Genomic DNA, 21,043 nt, shown 5'->3' on the forward strand with positions numbered 1-21,043 from the left:
ATCATTTTAAAGACTTTATTATTTATACTTTTTCGAAAATATGAGAAGATTTAAAAAAATTCTGCTGGTTTTAGTACTCTTGATTGTGGTTTTGGGAATTGGTTTGTGCGCTTACATTTTCCATTTGAAACCGAAATATGAAGGTGAATTGGAATTGAAAAATCTTCAAAAGGAAACAACAGTATATTTTGATGATTTTGGAGTTCCCCACATTTATGCCGATTCTGAAAAGGATGCCATGACAGCTTTAGGCTACGTTCATGCGCAAGAGAGATTATGGCAAATGGAATTGCTTCGCAGAATTGCGCCAGGACGTTTGTCTGAAATTTTCGGATCAGTAGCGCTTAAAAATGATAAATTTTTCTCTGGAATCGGCATTGAAGAAGCTTCCGCGAAAGCCATTTCTAAATTGGATAAAAACAGCCAGGCCTATCAATTGACTTTGGCATATTTGGATGGAATTAATCAATATTTGGAAGAAGGTGTAACCCCGATCGAATTTACTTTAGTTGGTGTGAAAAAGCAAAAATTTACGATTAAAGACGTTTACAATATTTTCGGATACATGTCTTTTAGTTTTGCGATGGCACAAAAAACAGATCCATTGTTGACTGATATTCGAAATAAATATGGCACCGAATATTTGAAAGATTTAGGAATTGAAGGAGAATTCAACACGACTCAGTTAAAAAGTGCTAAAGCGAATTCAGAAGAATATAGTGCCATTGCTAAATCTGTTGCTTTGTTGTTGGATAAATCTCCGATTCCACCATTTATTGGAAGCAACAGTTGGGTTGCGGGACCTCATAAGACCAAAAGTGGAAAAGTGATTTTTGCAAATGATCCGCATATTGGATTTTCGCAACCAGGAACTTGGTACGAAGCACACATTATGACACCGAAACACGAATTGTATGGTTGTTATTTGGCAGGAACGCCATTTCCGCTATTAGCGCATAATCGTGATTATGCTTACGGTTTGACCATGTTTGAAAATGACGATATTGATTTTTATCAGGAAAAAAATAATCCAAACAATTCGGGCCAATATCAAACACCAATTGGTTTTGCAAATTACGAAGTGAGAACGAAAACTATAAAAGTTAAAGATACTTCAGATGTTGTGCTGACGGTTAAGTCAACTCGTCACGGACCAATAATGAATGATGTTTTGGATCGCTTGGGCAAGAAAAATCCAATCGCAATGTCGTGGACTTTCACTCGTGAGCCAATTCAAATTTTGGATGCCGTTTACGGACTTTCGCATGCAAAAAGTAAAGATGATTTTAGAAAGGCAGTCCAATTGGTTGCTGCGCCCGGACTGAATGTAATGTATGGCGATGCTAAGGGAAATGTAGCTTGGTGGGCAACTGGAAAATTGTATAAACATGACAAAGGCGTAAATACATTTTTGATTTTGGACGGTGCTAGCGGAAAAGATGATATTAAGGAATATTTAGATTTTTCTAAAAATCCATCAGCTGAAAATCCAGAATGGGGTTATGTTTATTCGGCCAATAATCAGCCGGAAGCGATTGACGGTTATTTGTATCCGGGATATTATTTGCCAGAAGATCGTGCCAAAAGAATTTCAAGTTTAATGAATGCTAAATCAGATTGGAATAAGGAGGCAATCAGCAAAATGATTTATGACAATACTTCGCCAATTGCTCCAGGAACTGCTCAAAAATTGATTTCGATTTTAGATAACAAAACATTTTCTGCGGAAGAAAAACAAGCAATTGAAATTTTGAAATCGTGGAAAGGAACAACAAATCTTGAAGATGTTGCGCCAACGATTTATAATAAATGGATTTATCTGTACTTGAAAAATACTTTTGAAGATGAAATGGGAAAAGACAATTTCGATTTGTTTTTAGGAACTCACATCGGTAAACAAATTATTGCTAGACAAGTTGACAATGAAAATTCGGTTTGGTGGGATAATATCAAAACGAAAAACGTAAAAGAAACCAGAAAAAATATTGTTTCAAAATCTTTTCATGACGCGATTTCTGACCTTCAAAAGCAATTAGGAACTTCAATTTCTGATTGGAATTGGGGCAAAGTTCACACTGTAGAACATGAACATCCACTTGGGAAAATTGCAGCACTTCGTAAATTATTTAATGTTGGTCCTTTTGAATCTCCAGGATCAAATGAAGTAATTAATAATTTATTTTTTGGTTTTAACGAAGAAGGTAAATATTACGTAAAAGGCGGTCCTTCGACAAGAAGAATCGTCGATTTCTCAGACATCGAAAACAGCTGGAGCATTTTACCAACTGGACAATCCGGAAATCCATTCAGCAAACATTACCACGACCAAGCAGAAATGTATAATGAAGGCAAATTCAGAAAAATGAAATTGAATAAAGAAGAAATCGTGAAAACCTCGACAAAATTGGTTTTGAAACCGAAAAATTAGTTTCAAGTTTAAGGTTTCAAGTTTCAAGTTATAGCAAAGGTTCAAAAGTTTTAGTTTTTAAAACCTTTGAACCTTTGTTACTTTGAGCCTTTACTTAGAAATATACTTTCCTAAAACAATATCATTTGCAAAAATGTTCAAATTATTTACAAGTGCTTTATTTGCAAGCATTACATTTTTGGTTTGATAGGCAGTATCTTTTTCGTATGCTTTCAGCAGAGTTTCTAATTCGACTTCATCATAAAAAGCGAAAGAATTATAAATAGCGTCTCTGAAGTTTTTATAATTAATGCTTTGCGTAATTTCCATTGCTTTTTGCTCGTTCCAGCCTTCTTTGGCGGAAGCCTCATTAATTTTGGTCAAGCAAAAATCAATTACATACGTTTTATAATGAGTGGCTTCGACAATTTTATCTACAATGATTTTGTTTTGTTGCGTAGGCATCGGCGGTGGTGGGGGATTGTTTTGCGATAAACATTTTGAAGAAATAAACAAACATAACAATGCAGTCAAAAAACTGTGCTTTTTTAGATTTTTCATAGGTTATTTAATTGTTTTTGGGACGGCTAAAATAGTATTTTTTATGATAAATCATCATGTTTGAATGTTACAAGTTATAACAAAAAAAACTCTGATAAAACGGTTTTGAATAGGTTTTATCAGAGTTTTTCGGAATGTATTATTTAGGCTATTTTTTCGAAAGTTCAGCTAAAACTTTTTTTCCACCTTCATTAGTTGGATCAAGCTCAACCGACTTGGTATAATTTTCAATTGCCAGTTTTTTATCACCGTCGGCTAAATAAGCTTCGCCAAGGCTGTCATAAGTGTTTCCAGATTTAGGGAAAGTCTCCACATTAATTTTGAAAACTTCTATTGCTTCTTTTTTCTTCCCAGTTTGCAATAACTGATACCCAACTCGGTTCATGTCGCCTTCTTTGATAGCGTAAGTTGGATCATTTTTTAGTTTTTTGTAAGCATCATTTCCAGCTACAGTTCCTTTAGTCGTGTAAATGTCCAATAAATCAAGTGCTAATGATTTTTTTGGCTGATCAAAAGGCTGATTGTATAAAATAGCTCTGATTGAATTATTCATTTCACCTAAAACAGTTCCGCCAGTATTGTTTAACAAAACTACCAGATTTTTATCGGCAGGAATTCTAGAAATTATAGTATTGAACCCGTTGATTCCTCCGCCGTGTTCTATAATTTTTACTTTTTTATTTGCAAGCGAAACCTCTTCAATTCCCCAGCCATATCCATACGAACCGTCCCAAGCTTTGATGTAAGGTTTGAATAGTAGTTCCATTGATTTTTCTGAAAGCAGTTTGTTCGTATTAAGTGCTTGATCCCACAAATACAAATCTTCAACAGTTGAGTACAAAGATCCGGCTGCATAAGGAATGCTCATGTCGATATATGCTGCATTGACAATTTTTTTACCGTCTTTTTCATATCCGGCTGCTCTGTTTTTTATGATTAAATCACTGTGGTCATAACCTGAATTAACCATTTTTAAAGGTGTAAAAATGGTTTCCTGTAAATATTGCTCATAAGTTTTACCAGTGATTTTTTCAATAATATAACCCAATAAAAAGTAACCAGAATTACTGTAATTAAATTTCTCGCCCGGCGTAAATTCAAGTGGCAATGCCGAAAATGTCTTTACAAATTCTTCAGGAGTATAAGGATTTTTGGCTTTGTCTTTAAAGAAATTTGGAGCGTTCGTATAATTCGGAATTCCTGATGTATGTGTTAGTAAGTGATGAATGGTTATTTTGTCACCGTTTTCCTTTGGATAGTCAGGAAGATAGGTTGTAATTGGAACATCTAATTTTATTTTCCCTTCTTCGGCTAATTTTACAATCAAAAGCGCCGTGAATTGTTTGGTAATTGATCCTAATCTAAATTTTGTATTGGGCTGATTTGGAACATTCCATTCAAAATTTGCTGAACCAAAACCTTTTTTGAATATTACTTTTCCGTTTTCAGCCACTAAAGCTGATCCGTTAAATTGTCCGTATTCGGTGTATTTGTTTAAAAGCTGTTCGATTTGTTTGGCTTTGTCTTGCGCAAAAGTTGTAAAGGTAAAAAGGAGTAAGGCTGCACTTAGGATGATTGGTTTGATTGATTTTTTCATAATGATTAATTGATTATCGTTTTAAGATTAAGAAATGATTTGTTTTTTGATTGATGATTGAAACGTCGTAACATTTAGATATTCAATAGTTTAATTTAAAAATACCAAATAAATTTTATTCGTTCTAAATGTTAGACGATTGATTTACGATTTGGTTTCAATCTCGATCAATTTTTTTCCATTTTCTCCTAAAAACTGTTCAATAAGCTTAAAGTAAACTTTATATCCATCATCGACATTAGTAAAAATAAGTAGTCCTTGTTTTGTTTTTGGAAGCAGAAAAAATAATGTCTGCACGCCTTGATCTGCACCACCATGTGACAAAGCATAATTCTCGTTTCCTAAGTCGTAAATTTCAAAACCCAGCCCAAAATATTTATCTTTTTTAGTCGTAACCTGATGCGAATTCATTTCTTCGATAACCTTTTTGCTTAAACCATCGCCGTTCATGACGCTGCATAAAAATGTTCCATAATCCTCAATTGTTGTCAATAAATCATCGGCAGCACTTGCGGTTTTGTTTTTTACCGGTTCGTAAGCATTCCCGTTTTTGTCATAATTGACAGCATATCTCGAAATATCAACTTTATCATTCCAAATAAATTGAGTGTCATTCATTTTCAGTGGTTGAAAAATTAATTCCGATGCCATTTGATCTAAAGTTTTGCCGAATTTCTTCTCCAAAGCTTTTCTCAAATATTCCATTCCTTCGCCAGAATATTGATATTGCGTTCCAGGTTTGAATTTAAAATCGAGTTTGCCGGATTTATTCATATATCTCCAGTTTGGGAAGCCGGTTTGATGACTCAAAACTATTCGTGTAGTCAATAATTTATGATTTGGGTCACTTGCAATATCAGGATCAATCCAGTATTTGTCCAACGGTTCATCCAAATCCCATTTTCCTTGGCTTACTAATTTTAGCGTTGTAATTGCTGTAACTGGTTTTGTTAGTGAAGCTACATTCCAAATGGTATTATAAGGCGCTGGAGAATCTCTTTTAAGATTTCCAAAAACTCTAATTTGCTTCAGTTTTCCTTCCGAAATAATTCCGAGACCTAAAGTCGGAACATTATTTTCCTTTAGCCATTTTTCTGTTTCTTTGTCATTGTCAAAAAGATCGTGTTTTTCTTCCTGAGAAAAAACAGTTTGATTGCAGAATAATGCGATTCCGAATAATATGATTTTTAACTGGAAAGCAACAAAATAGATGGTTTTCATTTTGATAATTGATTGATGATTAATGATTTTGCAAGAATACGGCAATCAAAATTATGAAAATTGTACAAAAGCGAAATCTTATCTTTTTTGAGAAAGAAAATACGAATTCGGGTTGAACGTTTTTGGACTTGCTTTTGTTACGTCTTTAAAGTTCCGTATAAAATGAGATTGATCAAAATATTTATTATAGAGCGCAATATCGGTTAAACTCATTTTTTCTAAATCGGCAGCAATCATTTGGTCAACAGATTTTCTGAATTTCAAAATCTGAATGTATTTTTTGATCGTGAGTCCGGTTGCTGTTTTAAATTTAATTTGAAGAAGACGTTGCGAAGAGTTTAATTTTTTTGCAATTTCCGAAACCGAAATTTCTTCGTCCCGAATTCGGATTATTTCGCAGATTTTTTCGATTGTATTTTGATGCAAATTTGAATTGTTCAATTCTTCAAAATAACAATTTATCTTTTCTAATAATGTTACGATATCAAAATCCATCTGAATTTGAAAAGGCAATTCTGCTGCATCAATTTTAATAATGGAATCAGCAAAATTGCTCAAATCATATTTAGGAAACATCGAAAGCGTCCAAGCATGAAACTGAATGATAGTAACCTTGGTTTTCGGCTGAATATTGACCAAAACTTTATTGGTCATTTGAGAACAGAAATAATTGCCTTCGTTCATTTCATATTTCTGTTTGCTTGTATGAACTTCAATAGCATTTCCAGAAACAATTGCAAGATTGAAACAGCCGTTTGGTAAAACGAGTTTGTTTTCGATTAGGCTTTCGCCGATGCTATTGTCCAGACACCAAATTTTATTGACGAACCTTTCAGATTTTGGGCTTACATAATGTTCTGAATATAATTGCATTTTGGTCGTCTGTTTAAAGATTCGTCGTTTGAAATCGAAGACTAAATTACAGTTTTCTAAATCATTGTTTAACGAAACTCCCCAAAATAATCTCGCTTAGTATTTTCCCATTCCTCCAAAATAATACTATAATAAACATCATCCTTGCTTTTTCCTTCAGAATTAACATAATTATTTCTAAAAATGCCTTCTTTTAAAGCACCAAGTTTTTCAATAGCTCTTTGAGATCTTAAATTTTCGAGATCGGCGCTGAATTGTATCCTTCTAAATTGAATTCTTTCAAAACCAAAATTCAGCAACTCAAATTTGCAGGCTTTGTTTAAACCGGTTCCTTGAAATTCTTTTCCGTACCAAGTCCAGCCAATTTCGCATTTTTGGCTTGCATGATTTAAATAACCGTAACGTGTGCTTCCAGCAACTCTATTTGTGGCTTTGTCTATAATAAGGAAGGGATAACAAATCCCGTCTGCTTTTTGTTTTAAGGTATTTTGAATATAATTTTCAAAATCCTGAGCATTCCGAATGTACATTCCCATATATTTCCAGATTTCATCATCAAAAATGATTTCTTTGAGTTCTGCGTTTCTCTCGCTTTCAAATGGAATTAAAAGAACTTTTTCATTTTCCAGAATAATATCTGTTTTTAGAATCTCGCTGTTCATGAATTTTTATTTTAATTAGAGTAAATTATGAGACAAAAGTACTTGTTTAATTTCTGTGAATAAATCAAATAAAATAACATTTTGTTTTATTTTAGACAAAATAAAAAAACCAATTGTGAACTCATTTTATTTGATTATATATTAAGGTATAAGTTAGTTTTTAAATATCCCACAAATTGAAAAGCTTACAGCAAATCTATAGCAGCAAATAATTGCTTTATTTTAAGGGTTATCTATAATTATTACTTATTTTTACGACCCAATATTAGAATTTCCCTCGATGCAAACTTCACTAAAAATTGCTGTAGTTGGTTCTGGACTTGTAGGATCACTTTTGGCAATTTATCTTAAAAAAGCTGGCCACACCGTTCATGTTTATGATCGTAGCCCTGATATTAGAAAAATAAACTTTTCTGGCCGTTCTATAAACCTGGCGATGTCCAATCGTGGATGGAAAGCACTTGATGCTGTTGGTGTTGGAGATTCGGTTCGAGAAATTGCGATTCCTATGGACAAGCGCGCTATTCATTTGGTTGATAAATTGAATTTTCAGAATTACGGTCAGGAAGGAGAATCGATTTATTCAATTTCGAGAGGAAAGCTAAACAGAAAAATGATCGACTTAGCGGAAGAAGCTGGAGCTGAATTTCATTTTGAGGAAAAAATTTGGGATGTGACGCTAAGTGATGCAACGCTGCATATTGGTGAAACGGAAAGAGGCGAGTGGGAGGAAAGAAAATACGATATGGTTTTTGGTGCCGATGGCGCTTTTTCGAGAATTCGACACAGAATGCAACGTCAAAGCATGTTCAATTATTCACAAGAATTTTTGAATATGGGCTACAAAGAATTGAATATTCCCGCAAATGCCGACGGAACACATAAATTAGATAAAAACTCGTTTCATATTTGGCCAAGAGGCGAATATATGTTGATTGCGCTTCCAAATCTTGATGGAAGTTTTACTTGTACCTTATTTATGCCTTTTGAAGGCGAAAATTCATTTGAATCATTGACAGATCGTAAAATGGTAGAAGATTTCTTCGAGAAAAATTTCCCAGATTCTATCGAAGTAATTCCAGAACTGGCAAATGATTTCTTTAAAAACCCAACAAGTACATTGGTTACAATGAAGTGTTTTCCATGGACTTATGAAGATAAAATTGCGCTGATCGGAGACGCTTGTCATGCTATTGTCCCTTTTTATGGGCAAGGAATGAATGCTGGTTTTGAGGATATTACCGTTTTGAGTGAAATGATTGAAAAGTACCAAGACGATTGGAGAAAAATCTTTTCAGAATATCAAATTTCAAGAAAGCCAAATGCAGATGCAATTGCAGAGCTTTCGTATCGAAATTTTATGGAAATGAGCACAAAAACAGCAGATGAAAAATTCTTGCTGCAAAAGAAAATAGAGAAGGTTTTTTCAGACAAACATCCAGACAAATGGATTCCGCTTTATAGCCGAGTGACTTTCAGTGATCGCCCTTATGCCGAAGCTTTGGCAATTGGAGATTATCAAAACGGAATCATGGAAGAAGTGCTCCGAATGGAAAACATTGAAAACATCTGGAATACTCCAGAAGTTGAAAACAAAATTCTTGCCTTGCTACAAAACTCACAGAAATAAACTATGTAAGCAATATAAGTTAATATAATACTTTGCGTATAATAATTAAACGCGATAGGTTTCTAAAACCTATCGCGTTTTGTATTTGTAAAATTAAATGAACTTATATAGCTTATATGGTTTAAATAAGTTTTTTACTTTTTAAATATTTTGGTCAAGACGCCAAAAACGCCTCTTATAAAAGTAGCGCTTGTAACGACTTTCAGAACAGATTTGGTAACAACCTCTGTAGTACTTGGTTCAGATTTTGATGGTTTTGCTGGAGCTTGTTCTTCTTGCTGCGCAGCTGTTTCTGCTGCTTGCGCAAGTTTTTTGTTTAGGATTTCGTAAGCACTTTCACGATCAATTTCTTCAGCATATTTTTTTACCAATTTTGATTTTCCGTTAATTTCTTCAATTTCCTCATCTGATAAAATATCCATTCTGCTCATTGGCGCGCGCATCATTGTAGCAACAAGAGGAGTTGGAATCCCTTTTTCGTTTAGTGCAGTGACCAATGCTTCGCCAATTCCTAAGCTCGTTAGCAATTCATCTGTTTTATAATATTCTGATGTTGGGTAATTATCAGCTGTTTTTTTAATTGCTTGGCGGTCGTTCGCAGTAAAAGCCCTAAGCGCATGCTGAATCTTCAATCCTAATTGCGCCAAAACTCCACTCGGAACATCCATCGGGTTTTGCGTAACAAAATAGACACCAATTCCTTTTGAGCGGATCAATTTTACAATTGTTTCGATTTGTTCCAATAGTACTTTGCTGGCTTCATTAAAAATCAAATGCGCTTCATCAATAAAGATTACTAGTTCCGGTTGTTCAGCATCTCCCTTTTCAGGCATTTTTTGGTAAATCTCAGCCAAAAGACTCAACATAAAAGTAGAGAATAATTTTGGCTTGTCCTGAATATCCGTCAAGCGGATGATATTTACGTAGCCTTTCCCGTTTTCGTCAATTCGCATTAAATCATCGGTTTCAAAAGACAGTTCTCCAAAAAACAAATCACCGCCTTGTTGCTCCAATTCGATGATCTTTCTTAAAATTGTTCCAGTCGTGGCCGTTGAAATTTTGCCATAACTCGCTGCAATTTCGTCTTTGCCTTCTTCTGTAATATAATTAATGACTTTTTTAATGTCTTTTAAATCTAACAAAGGCATTTGTGTGTCGTCACAATATTTAAAGATTACGGCAACAACTCCAGCTTGAGTGTCGTTTAAATCTAAAATTCTAGAAAATAGAACAGGGCCAAATTCAGAAACTGTTGCGCGCAAACGAACTCCATTCTGTTTTGATAAAGACATTAATTCAACAGGAAAAGAAGCTACATTATAAGGTATATTCATTTTGGCATGACGCTCAGTTATAAAGCTTTGTTCTTTTCCTTCTTTTGCAATACCACTGAAATCACCTTTTATATCCATCATCAAAACTGGAATTCCCGCATTTGATAATTGCTCAGAAAAAACCTGAATTGTCTTTGTTTTTCCTGTTCCCGTCGCTCCAGCTATAAGTCCGTGGCGGTTAAGGGTTTTTAGAGGAATTTTTACATGAGCTTCAGCAATAGCTTCTCCATCCAGAATTGCACTTCCCAAAGTAATGCTGTCGCCTTTAGAAAGATAACCGTTATTTATGTCTTGAATGAAATTATCTTTTTTATTCATGTTTTTATTTGTAATTTATATGATTATGAAAGTTTTGCTTCGTTTTTAACAATTTAACTGTATTTTTTTTAGTAAGAAAAAGCTTTTTTTGATTGAAAAATGTATAAAAAAAAAATTCGCAGCTTTTTAAGAAGATTTCAATGGATTAATTGAATATTTACTAAAACGTTGTAATTTTTTTACTATTCGACCTTTTTTTTGTTTTATCAAAAAAATGATGCAGGCAATTTAATGAGATATTTTTTAAATTGACGTTAAATTTCCTTCAATAAAATTAAAAAAAGTTTTTTTATTTAAACTAAACGTATAAATTTGCTCCTCTACAAGTTAAATATAACTAAAAAATAAAAATTATTTAAAACTATTAAAATTAAAAAAAATGGCAAACGTTAAAGTTAAAAAAGAAAGCACTTCAAATGGGGGAGGAATGATTTCAGGAATCATTATTGCAGCATGTGTTTTTGTTGGTTGGTGTATTTGGAAATTCGTTATGGGGGATTCAGCTAACTTTGAAGGAGGGAATCCAGAAACAGGTCACCCAATCAATACTTTAGGTATGGTTTACAAAGGAGGTTTCATTGTACCTGTATTATTAGGTATGCTTTTAATGGTTGTTGTTTTTTCTATTGAAAGATTTATCGTTATCGGTAAAGCTGCTGGTAAAGCTAACTTAGACAAATTCATGAAAAGTGTTCAAGTAAGCATTAAAGAAGGAAACATCGAGGCTGCTATCGCTTCATGTGACAAACAACAAGGTTCAGTTGCAAACGCAATTAAATCTGCTTTGATTAAATATCAAGACGTTAAAAAAGAAGGTTTCAACAGTGAAGAGGCTTCGGAAGTAATCCACAAAGAAATCGAAGAGGCTACTTCATTAGAAATGCCAATGTTGGAAAAAAATATGACTATTATCTCTACTTTAGTATCTTTAGGTACATTAGGAGGATTATTAGGAACAGTATCAGGTATGATTAAAGCGTTTGGTGCGTTAGCTTCTGCTGGAACTCCTGACCAAGCTGCTCTTGCAACAGGTATCTCTGAGGCACTTATCAACACTGCAACAGGTATCTCTACTTCTATCTTTGCAATTGTTTCTTACAACTTCTTTACTGCTAAAATTGACGATTTGACTTACTCTATCGATGAGGCTGGTACTACAATCGTTAATACTTACAGAAAATTCAGAGGAAGTTTAAAACAATAATTAATTTTTGATATATAAATAATTAAGATTTAATTATATCAAAAAAATAAAATAAAAGATAATGGCTAAAATTAAAATGAAAAAGAAGTCGACATCGACAGATATGACTGCCATGTGTGATGTTGCGTTCCTTTTGCTTACGTTCTTTATCTTGACTGCTACTGCTAAAGTTCCTGAAGCGCTTCCTGTAGATATGCCTGCTTCTACTGTAGAACATAAATTACCAGATTCTAATTTGGCAATTATTACAATAGGAAAAGGAAAAGACGGGAAAAGCAAAGTTTTCTTCGATATCAAAGGAAGAGAGATTCGTAAAAAAACTCTTGAAGGTATGGGAGCAAAATTAGGTGTAACTTTTTCAGAAGATGACAAAGCTAAATTTGCATTAATGGATGACTTTGGTGTTCCATTGGCAAATTTGAAGCAAATCATCGATATGAAAGCAGCTGATAGAACTAAAGCAAATCAGCCAGGTATTCCAATCGATTCTTTGGATAATCAATTAAAAGAGTGGCTTTTGGTTTCAAGAAGAGCTACAATTGACCTTGAAGATAAAGAGTTAGAGATTGCAATCAAAGGAGATGCTAAAGAACAATATCCTCAAATCAAAAAGATTATGGATATTTTACAAGAGCAAAAAATCAATTCCTTTAACTTAGTTACAGGTACAAGAGGAAAAGACTTTTAATTAAAAAAGATACACTAAAATGGCTGAATTAAATACTGGCGACAGTGGTGGCGGAAAAGGTGGCAAGGTAAGAAGTAAAAAGCAAAATTCGAAAGTCGATTTAACGGCAATGGTGGATTTGGCATTCTTATTGATCACGTTCTTTATGTTGACCACATCGTTGTCAAAACCTAAAGCAATGGATTTGTCATTGCCAGATAAAGATGATGATCCAAATAAACCAAAAGTTGACACTAAAGTAGATGAAAATCGTACTATGACAGTAATGTTGGGTGCTGATAATAAAATGGTTTACTACATGGGATTGTTAGCTAGTCCTAAGGTTGGTCCTAAGGATATAGCTTACGGAAAAGATGGTATCCGTAGAGAATTGTTAAAACAAAAACAAAACGTTTTGGCATATTCTGCAGCTTTAGGGAAACCTAAAAACGGAATCATTGTCATCATTAAACCAACTAAGAAATCAAATTATCGTAATTTGGTTGATATCTTAGATGAGATGGCTATCACTGGAGTTGAAACTTACGCAATTGTTCCTGAGTTCACACCAGAGGAAACAAAGGTTATAGATAAACAATAAGAGTAATCTTGAGTTTTGTCAACTAAAAATCTAGAAAAATGAAATTAGATATTATAAAAAATCAATGGCTTGATATCGTATTCGAAGGTCGTAATAAGATATACGGTGCATATGAGTTGAGAAAATCGAACAACAAAACTACGGTAAGAGCTCTTATCATAGGTTCGATCATTTTTAGCTTTGCTGTAGCTGCTCCTCTTATTGCAAGTTATTTGCCAGATTCTGGTGAAGACGATACGAATAATGATATCAAGATCGTAACAGCGAAAATTCCTGTTAAGAAAAAAGAGGAGGTAAAACCTAATGAACCGCCACCACCACCCCCACCACCAAAAGTGGATCAAGTGAAGTTTGTGAAGCCGGTTGTTGCTAAAGCAGAAGAGGTTACCGAAGATCCACCAAAAATTGAAGATCTTAAAGATAAGAAGGTTGGTGCTGAAACTATCAAAGGAGATCCAGATGCAGTTTTAACTGTTGAGGAGCCAGTAGGTACTGGAACTGCTGCAGTAGTTGAAGAAGACAACCAAGTATATAACACAGCTGGTATCGAAGTAAAACCAGATTTCCCTGGAGGAATTGAGAAATTCTACAAATTCGTAGGAAACAATTACAAAACTCCAGAAGAAGAAGGTTTAAAAGGTAAAGTTTACGTTACGTTTGTAGTTGAAAAAGACGGTTCATTAACCGACATTAAAGTTTTAAGGGATATCGGTTACGGTACAGGAGCAGAAGCAATTCGTGTTCTTAAAAAATGTCCAAAATGGACTCCTGGCGAGCAAAATGGTAAAAAAGTTAGGGTATTATACTCTCTTCCTATTACTATTCAATCTGCAGAATAATGTTAAAAGATATGCTTAATAATATTCAGAAGAAATCGCTCAAAGAGCGATTTCTTCTTGTTTTAGGAATACTGTTTTTTTTGATATATCTTGTGCTGGGTTTAATGATTATGTTTTGGGAAAAATTGCCATTAAATATGGAACCAAAATATAGATACGCTTTCGGCGGATTATTGATTGTGTATTCAGCTATACGTTTTCTGAGATTAATTAATTCAAATACAGAGTAATGATGTTAAAGTATACTAAAGTTGCGGGAGTAGTTCTTTTTGTCTTTTTGTTTGCCATGTGCAACCAAAAAAGCAAGAATGATACTAAAGAAACAATTTTGAAAGGATCTCTTGATGTTACAGTTGATGAAACTGTAAAACCTATTGTTGATGATCAAGTTGCAGTTTTTGAGGGCACTTATTATGATGCTAAAATTCATGTAAAACCTAAATCTGAGGCGGAGGTTGTTAATGATTTATTAAATCAGAAAGCTAAAGTTGTTGTAACTGCTCGAACTTTGACTAATGAAGAGTTGAAAAGATTCGAGAAAAGCAAGATTAATCCTAGAATTACTCCTTTTGCTGTTGATGCAATCGCTTTTATTTCAAGTAAAAGCAATAATGATACATTAATTGCGTTGAAAAGTGTGATTGATTTTATGCAAGGAAAACCAGACTCGAAGATTAAAGGTCTTGTGTTTGATAATCCGAACTCTAGTACTGTTCGTTATATGAAAGAATTAGCTAAAATTAAAGATATTCCAAAAAATGGAGTTTTTTCTTTTAATACTAACGATGAAGTTATTAAATTCGTTTCTGAAAATGAAGGAATGATTGGAGTAATTGGTGTAAATTGGCTTTCGCAACCTTCACAAAATATGACTGATTATATTAGTAAAGTTAATATAATGGGGGTTAAAGGGGCGAAAGATAATGAATACCATTATCCAAGCCAAACTGAGCTTATGGAAGGTAAATATCCTTTGGCACGTGATTTGTTTATTATAAATTGCCAGGGCTATTCTGGATTAGGAATGGGGTTTTCTTCTTTTATTGCTGGCGAAATTGGCCAAAGAATTGTTTTAAAATCCAGCTTAATGCCGGTTAAAACTCCGAGTAGAAAGCTTCAGATTAGAAGTGAAATTATTAAAGATAAAGAATAAATTAATTACAATAAAGATGAATAAATTTAAAATTTTTAGTCTTGCTTTAGTTGCCACAGCTTCTGTTGCACAGGCGCAAGATATTAAAGAAGCTAAAAAAGCTATCGATGCTGAACAGTTTCAGAAGGCAAAATCTTTGCTTAAATCAATCATAAAAGCAAAACCTTCAGATGGTGAAGCTAATTTTGTTTTAGGAAATATCTATTTGAACCAAAGCGTTATCGATTCGGCTAAAATTTATTACTTAAATGGAATTGAAGCTTCGGATAGAAAAAACCTTAATTATATTGGTTTGGGTCAAATCGATCTTGATAATAAAAATGCAGCTGCCGCGCAAGCTAACTTTGGTCTAGCGACTAAAGATATGAAGCGTAAAGATGTTGATGAGTATATCTACATCGGTAGAGCTTATATGAATTCAGTTAATCCTGATTATAACAGTGCAATTACAAGTTTAAAGCGTGCATTGGCGATCGAGCCTCAAAACGCTACAGCTTTATTGGCAATCGGTGATGCTTATTATGGAGCAAACAATCAAAATGATGCATATAAAGCATATCGTGATGCGTTTACTGCCGATCCAACACTTTTAAGAGCAAAAATGCAATTAGGTGTTTTATTGAAAGGCGCTAAATCTTATGATGAAGCGATTAAAGCTTTCAATGAAGTTATTGCTCTAAACGCGAATTATGGTCCAGTTTACAGAGAGTTGGCTGAAACATATTACAAATGGGCTAGAAATAAACCTTCTACTTCTAAAGTTAATTTGCAGAATGCAATTACTAATTATGAGAAATATTTGAGTTTGACAGATTATTCTTTAGATTCAAAAATGCGTCATGCAGATTTCTTGATCTTGGTTAAAGATTATAAGAGTCTAGAAACTGTTGCTAATAAAATGATCGCAGAAGACAAAGTTAATCCTAGAATTTACAGATATTTAGGATATTCTGCTTATGAAAATGGAAATGTTGATGTAGCTCTTAAATCATTACAAGATTATGTGAGTAATCCAAGCAATAAAATTATCGCTAAAGATTACTTATACTTAGGATTTGCTAAAATTAAAAAAGGTACTGGAGCTGATGGTGTAGTTGAAGCTTCTGCTTTTGAGGCTGGTTTGACAGATATTAAAAAAGCTGTTGCAATGGAGCCTTTGGCAGTTGAAGATCTTGGAGATTTTGGTAAAGAGTTGTTCACTAAAAAACAATATAACCAAGCTGCAGCTATTTATGAGTTGAGTACAACTAACACAGAGCAAAAAAATTATTTGAACGATAATGTTTATTTAGGTATATCACTTTACTACGCAAATGCAAACAAAGCAGCTGGAACTGCTGATGCTACAGCTTTAGGGAAAGCTGATGCTGCTTTTGATAGAGTACTTGTTGCTTCTCCATCTTATGATGAGGCTTACTTGTACAAAGGAAGAATTAACAACTTATTGGAGAAAGATGATTTAATTATCAAAAACTACGAAGAGTATGTTGCAAAAACAACTGCTAAGGGTGCTGAAGAATTGGCAAAACCTGCAACAGTAAAAAAAATAGTTGAGTCTTACAATAGTATTGGTGCGGCTTATGCTAATACAGACAAAGCTAAAGCAGTTGAATATTTCAATAAATCTTTAGTTTTAGATCCTGCTAATAAATATGCAGCTGATTCTGTAAAAGCTTTAAAATAATAAATTAGTTTCTAACTAATTATAAAACCGACAGTTCAATGAACTGTCGGTTTTTTTTGTTACGTATTTAAATGACTATCTTTGCACTTTAAAATTGAATAATGTTATCAAAAGAAATACAATTAGAAGTTAATAAAGGAGCTATGCTACCTCTGATGGAAGAATTTTATACCATTCAGGGAGAAGGTTATCATACTGGGACAGCAGCGTATTTTATTAGAATTGGAGGATGTGATGTTGGTTGTCATTGGTGTGATGTGAAAGAAAGCTGGAATGCTGAATTGCATCCGCCAACAAAAACTGATTTGATTGTAAAGAATGCGTCGACTTATGCTGATACTGTTGTAATAACAGGTGGTGAACCTTTGACATGGGATATGACTTTGCTTACACAGCAATTAAAGGAAAAAAATCTAAAAGTTCATATTGAAACTTCAGGTGCATATCCGCTTAGTGGAACTTGGGATTGGATTTGTCTTTCTCCAAAAAAAAATAAACTTCCGACGCAAACTGTTTATGACAATGCACATGAGCTAAAAGTAATTATTTACAATAAGCATGATTTTATTTTTGCAGAGGAACAGGCAGAACTTGTAAATGACAATGCAATTTTGTTTTTGCAACCGGAATGGAGCAAGAAAGAGGAGATGACACCTTTGATAGTTGATTATGTAATGAATAATCCAAAATGGCGTGTTTCACTTCAGACACATAAGTATTTAAATATACCATAAAACAAAAAATCTCTTCAATTGAAGAGATTTTTTGTTTTATGGCATTTGAATTTCTATTTTTTGAGAAGAATTTAGTTTAATCCCAATTTTTTGATTTCTTAAGAGTGGTAATGTGTGCTAAATGGTGATTGGAATGCCAGGCATACATTCCGATGATTCGTTTTAATTTCAATTCTAGATTGCTTTCAGGATGAATAAAAGATTTTTCTAAATCATCTGATGATAAATTTTGCATAATATAAACTAATCTGGAATGAAGGCCAGTTAATAAAGTTAAGCTAGCCTCAATTGGCATTGTTTTATTGTCTGGCAACTCGCTCCATAATACTTCATCATAAGCTTTTATAACCGGATTATTTTCGGTCAAAGTCCATTTAATCCTGATAAAGCAATTTATATGGCTTTCAGCACAATGATGAATTACTTGTCTTATTGTCCATCCACCCGGGCGATAAGGAGTATTTAGTTGCTCATCGCTTAAATTAATGGTTTCTTTTTTTAGCTTTTCAGGAAATGCAGCGAGTTCGTTAATCTTCTCATTGAGATATTCAGTTGTGTAAGATTCAGGAATTACAAATTTTCCTATTGGGTATTTTAATTTTTCTAAGATTGATTCTTCCATAGTTTTATAATGATAGTTTAGCTAAATAATCATAATGTTCGCCTTCTAAAATTAGCTCACATTGCAATCCATTTGCGTTTGCCGCATTTTGAAGTGTATTGTAATCCAAATAAAGCCAGTTAAAAGTTTCTTCTTTTTCGCCTTTGTACGAAAGGTTGAAAGTTAATTCTCCATAATAATCATTGTCAGACGGAATCCATTTTCCTCCATCCTCATCTTCATCAAACATATAAATGATATCTGAGCTGTCAATTAAAATTTGCCCACCGGGATTCAAAAGTGATTTTAATTTCAATAGATATGCATTGCAGTTTTCTAGTTTTCCAAAGATTCCAGTTCCGTTCATTAGCAATAGTATGGTGTCAAATTTTTCTCCTTCAAAACTCAGGATGTCTTTAACTATACTGTTTTTTAGCCCACGTAATTGACAGGTTTCGATTGCTTTTTCTGAAATATCTATTGAAGTAACATCTAAATTACGATCATTTTGAAGAGAAAGACTATGACTTCCTGCGCCACATCCTACGTCCAAAATTTTGCCGAAAGATAATTGAAGTGCTTTTTGTTCCAATTTTGGCATTTCATCATAGGAACGAAATAAATAGGCAACACTCATTTCATCTTCTTCAGAAATAGATGTTTCGGTAATGATATCTTCTGGTTTGTTGTTAGTTTGGAAATCGTATATTGCTTTCCCAAAAAGATCTTTCATCGTAATTTAGTTCAAAGATTAAGGTTTCAAGTTTAAAGTTGTTTAATTTTGCAGTTCAACTTGAAATTTTAAACTTGAAACAAATTTTAAACAACTTAAATAAGTTAGCCAAAGATAAGCATATCGAAAACAAAAAGTATTTTGATAAGCTTAAAAAGAAACAGCCTAAGAATTTGGATTATATTATGCAGGATTTGCATGATGCCGAATTTAAGAAAACAGATTGTCTGCAATGCGCAAATTGTTGCAAGACGACGGGGCCATTATTTACTTTGGCTGATATTGAAAGAATCTCTAAATCATTCAGACAAAAGCCACAGCAGTTTATTGATCAGTATTTGAGAATCGATGAAGATAAAGACTATGTTTTAAAAAGCGTTCCTTGTACTTTTTTGGATAGCGAAAATTACTGCATGATTTATGATGTTCGCCCAAAAGCTTGTCGCGAGTTCCCGCATACAGACCGCAAGAAGTTTCATCAAATATCGGATTTGACGTTAAAGAATGTTGCCATTTGCCCAGCGGCTTATAATATTGTGGAAGAAATGAAAAAGAAACTTCCGTTATAAGGAGTTTAAAAACTGCTAATTGTTTTTTAAAGCAATTCTATTCTGGTTTTTTAAATGTATTTTTGAATTGAAGAAAATACAAATCATAAATATCAAAACAAGATCAATAAATTGAATTTAGAATATTTTATAGCCAAGAGACTTATTACTGCAAAAGATTATAAAAGCAGTATCTCGGCGCCGATCATAAAAATTGCTATTTCGGCTATTGCAATTGGAATTATTATGATGTTGGTTTCAGTCGCAACCGGAATTGGCTTGCAGCAAAAAATCCGTGATAAAATCTCTGCTTTTAATGGGCAAGTCATTATATCGAATTTTGACAATAATAATTCTGAAGCGACATTAACTCCAATTTCAAAAAAACAAGATTTTTATCCCAATTTCAAATCGGTTCCAGATGTAAAACACATCCAGGCAATTGCTACTAAAGCTGGAATTATTAGGACTCAAAATGCTTTTGAAGGAATTATTTTTAAAGGAGTGGGAGCAGATTATGACTGGAACAGTATAAAAGAATATCTCGTTGAAGGGAGATTGCCTGATTTTTCAAAATCACTAAATGAAGAAGTCATTGTTTCTAGATTTCTTGCAGACCGGCTTAACTTGAAACTGGGAGATAGTTTTAATACTTTTTTTATAAAAGAAGAACAAGGTAAAATGCCTAACAGTCGCCGATTTAAAATTGCAGGTATTTTTAGTTCGGGCTTTCAAGATTTTGATGCAACTTTTATAATAGGTGATATTCGCCATATTCAACGAATCAATAAGTGGACGCCTGAGCAGATTGGTGCTTTTGAAGTTTTTGTAAAAGATTTTACTAAAATTAAGCAAACAGGTAATCAGATTTACGAACAGACACCGTCAGGACTAGATACTAAGACTATAATTGAAAAGTATAGTTATATTTTTGATTGGTTACAGCTTTTTGACTTTAATATAGTGGTGATTTTAGGGGTTATGATTCTAGTTGCTACTATAAATATGGTGGTAGCACTTTTAGTTCTAATTTTAGAGCGCACACAAATGATAGGGATTTTAAAATCACTAGGCGCAAACAATTGGACTGTCCGAAAAATATTTTTATATAATGCTTTCTATTTAATAATAAGAGGACTGTTTTGGGGCAATCTTATCGGGATCTCAATTTTATTGATCCAGCAGCAATTTGGAGTTGTTCATTTAAACCCTGAAAACTATTATGTAAATCAAGCTCCAGTATATTTAAATTGGGGTTACGTAATTGCATTAAATCTACTGACAATAATAATTTGCTTTTTAGTATTACTAATACCATCCTATATAATAACCAAGATATCTCCAGTCAAAGCAATTCGTTTTGATTAATTGTTATAATACAAGTTTTCCAACCCGACAGGTTTTAAAAACCTGTCGGGTTTGTTTTTTTATACATATATATAAGTAGAAAGGTTGCGCTATAATATATAAGAGCATTTTTTTGAGACAGATCAAAGCCGAAGCCTCTTTGAGTTTTGGAATTTGAAATTTAGAAAATTTGGAATTTTGATTTTGATCAGGAGCTATTTCCCGCTATCCGCTCCAATCTTTTGCTTTTTAAAGAAAAAAGCAAAAGGATTTCCTCCCGATGCTTCGGGACTATCGGGGCTATGGCATCGGTTTTTTGGAGAAGAACC

20 protein-coding genes are annotated in these 21,043 nt (G+C 33.4%); 12 read left to right on the forward strand and 8 right to left on the reverse strand.

Annotated features, from left to right (window positions below):
• Positions 1–40 precede the first annotated feature (40 nt).
• On the forward strand, positions 41–2,428 hold the full coding sequence (locus EYY60_RS01220) for a penicillin acylase family protein (RefSeq protein WP_132987590.1): 2,388 nt from the start codon (positions 41–43) through the stop codon (positions 2,426–2,428).
• Positions 2,429–2,518: 90 nt separating this feature from the next.
• Here the strand turns inward: EYY60_RS01220 and EYY60_RS01225 are convergent, their stop codons facing one another.
• The 5 genes from EYY60_RS01225 to EYY60_RS01245 form a co-directional block, all read right to left on the reverse strand.
• The gene (locus tag EYY60_RS01225) at positions 2,519–2,968 is read right to left on the reverse strand and encodes a hypothetical protein (protein WP_132987591.1); all 450 of its coding nucleotides are present in this window, start codon (positions 2,966–2,968) and stop codon (positions 2,519–2,521) included.
• Positions 2,969–3,116: 148 nt separating this feature from the next.
• The gene (locus EYY60_RS01230) at positions 3,117–4,565 is read right to left on the reverse strand and encodes a serine hydrolase domain-containing protein (RefSeq protein ID WP_132987592.1); all 1,449 of its coding nucleotides are present in this window, start codon (positions 4,563–4,565) and stop codon (positions 3,117–3,119) included.
• 144 nt (positions 4,566–4,709) lie between these two features.
• Complete coding sequence (locus tag EYY60_RS01235) at positions 4,710–5,786, reverse strand: serine hydrolase domain-containing protein (RefSeq protein WP_132987593.1); 1,077 nt, start codon at positions 5,784–5,786, stop codon at positions 4,710–4,712.
• 78 nt (positions 5,787–5,864) lie between these two features.
• A complete protein-coding gene (locus EYY60_RS01240) occupies positions 5,865–6,659 on the reverse strand; it encodes a helix-turn-helix transcriptional regulator (RefSeq protein WP_132987594.1) in 795 nt (264 codons plus the stop codon).
• Positions 6,660–6,727: 68 nt separating this feature from the next.
• Positions 6,728–7,321 carry a GNAT family N-acetyltransferase gene (locus tag EYY60_RS01245; protein ID WP_132987595.1) on the reverse strand — a complete coding sequence of 198 codons (594 nt, stop codon included), beginning with the start codon at positions 7,319–7,321 and terminating at the stop codon, positions 6,728–6,730.
• A 280-nt stretch (positions 7,322–7,601) separates the two neighbouring features.
• On the opposite strand from EYY60_RS01245, the gene EYY60_RS01250 reads away from it, so the two are divergent.
• The gene (locus EYY60_RS01250; RefSeq protein ID WP_132987596.1) at positions 7,602–8,951 is read left to right on the forward strand and encodes an FAD-dependent oxidoreductase; all 1,350 of its coding nucleotides are present in this window, start codon (positions 7,602–7,604) and stop codon (positions 8,949–8,951) included.
• 134 nt (positions 8,952–9,085) lie between these two features.
• Here EYY60_RS01250 and EYY60_RS01255 read toward each other — a convergent pair whose 3' ends face one another.
• A complete protein-coding gene (locus EYY60_RS01255) occupies positions 9,086–10,603 on the reverse strand; it encodes a helicase HerA-like domain-containing protein (RefSeq protein WP_132987597.1) in 1,518 nt (505 codons plus the stop codon).
• 379 nt (positions 10,604–10,982) lie between these two features.
• On the opposite strand from EYY60_RS01255, the gene EYY60_RS01260 reads away from it, so the two are divergent.
• From EYY60_RS01260 to EYY60_RS01295, 8 genes are all read left to right on the forward strand, one after another.
• Positions 10,983–11,807 (forward strand): MotA/TolQ/ExbB proton channel family protein, encoded by an 825-nt coding sequence (locus tag EYY60_RS01260; RefSeq protein WP_132987598.1) that lies wholly within the window; start codon positions 10,983–10,985, stop codon positions 11,805–11,807.
• A 61-nt stretch (positions 11,808–11,868) separates the two neighbouring features.
• A complete protein-coding gene (locus EYY60_RS01265) occupies positions 11,869–12,495 on the forward strand; it encodes an ExbD/TolR family protein (protein WP_132987599.1) in 627 nt (208 codons plus the stop codon).
• A gap of 19 nt (positions 12,496–12,514) precedes the next feature.
• Entirely contained in the window at positions 12,515–13,075 is a 561-nt protein-coding gene (locus tag EYY60_RS01270; RefSeq protein ID WP_132987600.1) for an ExbD/TolR family protein, read from the forward strand.
• Between the two features lie 38 nt (positions 13,076–13,113).
• Positions 13,114–13,914 (forward strand): energy transducer TonB, encoded by an 801-nt coding sequence (locus tag EYY60_RS01275; protein WP_132987601.1) that lies wholly within the window; start codon positions 13,114–13,116, stop codon positions 13,912–13,914.
• Positions 13,914–14,144: a hypothetical protein gene (locus EYY60_RS22410; RefSeq protein WP_053472547.1), complete on the forward strand. Its 231-nt coding sequence runs from the start codon at positions 13,914–13,916 to the stop codon at positions 14,142–14,144. Before EYY60_RS01275 ends, EYY60_RS22410 begins: the two co-directional genes overlap by 1 nt.
• Positions 14,145–14,146: 2 nt before the next feature.
• A complete protein-coding gene (locus EYY60_RS01285; RefSeq protein WP_132987608.1) occupies positions 14,147–15,067 on the forward strand; it encodes a PstS family phosphate ABC transporter substrate-binding protein in 921 nt (306 codons plus the stop codon).
• Between the two features lie 16 nt (positions 15,068–15,083).
• Positions 15,084–16,751: a tetratricopeptide repeat protein gene (locus EYY60_RS01290; RefSeq protein ID WP_132987602.1), complete on the forward strand. Its 1,668-nt coding sequence runs from the start codon at positions 15,084–15,086 to the stop codon at positions 16,749–16,751.
• A 101-nt stretch (positions 16,752–16,852) separates the two neighbouring features.
• Complete coding sequence (locus EYY60_RS01295) at positions 16,853–17,485, forward strand: 7-carboxy-7-deazaguanine synthase QueE (RefSeq protein ID WP_132987603.1); 633 nt, start codon at positions 16,853–16,855, stop codon at positions 17,483–17,485.
• 76 nt (positions 17,486–17,561) lie between these two features.
• Here the strand turns inward: EYY60_RS01295 and EYY60_RS01300 are convergent, their stop codons facing one another.
• Together EYY60_RS01300 and EYY60_RS01305 are read right to left on the reverse strand one after the other, a co-directional pair.
• Positions 17,562–18,107: a YfiT family bacillithiol transferase gene (locus EYY60_RS01300; protein ID WP_132987604.1), complete on the reverse strand. Its 546-nt coding sequence runs from the start codon at positions 18,105–18,107 to the stop codon at positions 17,562–17,564.
• A gap of 4 nt (positions 18,108–18,111) precedes the next feature.
• On the reverse strand, positions 18,112–18,819 hold the full coding sequence (locus EYY60_RS01305) for a class I SAM-dependent methyltransferase (RefSeq protein WP_132987605.1): 708 nt from the start codon (positions 18,817–18,819) through the stop codon (positions 18,112–18,114).
• A gap of 74 nt (positions 18,820–18,893) precedes the next feature.
• On the opposite strand from EYY60_RS01305, the gene EYY60_RS01310 reads away from it, so the two are divergent.
• Positions 18,894–19,388: a YkgJ family cysteine cluster protein gene (locus tag EYY60_RS01310; protein ID WP_026728451.1), complete on the forward strand. Its 495-nt coding sequence runs from the start codon at positions 18,894–18,896 to the stop codon at positions 19,386–19,388.
• Positions 19,389–19,499: 111 nt separating this feature from the next.
• On the forward strand, positions 19,500–20,735 hold the full coding sequence (locus EYY60_RS01315; RefSeq protein WP_132987606.1) for an ABC transporter permease: 1,236 nt from the start codon (positions 19,500–19,502) through the stop codon (positions 20,733–20,735).
• Positions 20,736–21,043 lie beyond the last annotated feature (308 nt).

It is taken from the genome of Flavobacterium zhairuonense, assembly GCF_004352915.1.
Taxonomy (GTDB): Bacteria; Bacteroidota; Bacteroidia; order Flavobacteriales; family Flavobacteriaceae; genus Flavobacterium; species Flavobacterium zhairuonense.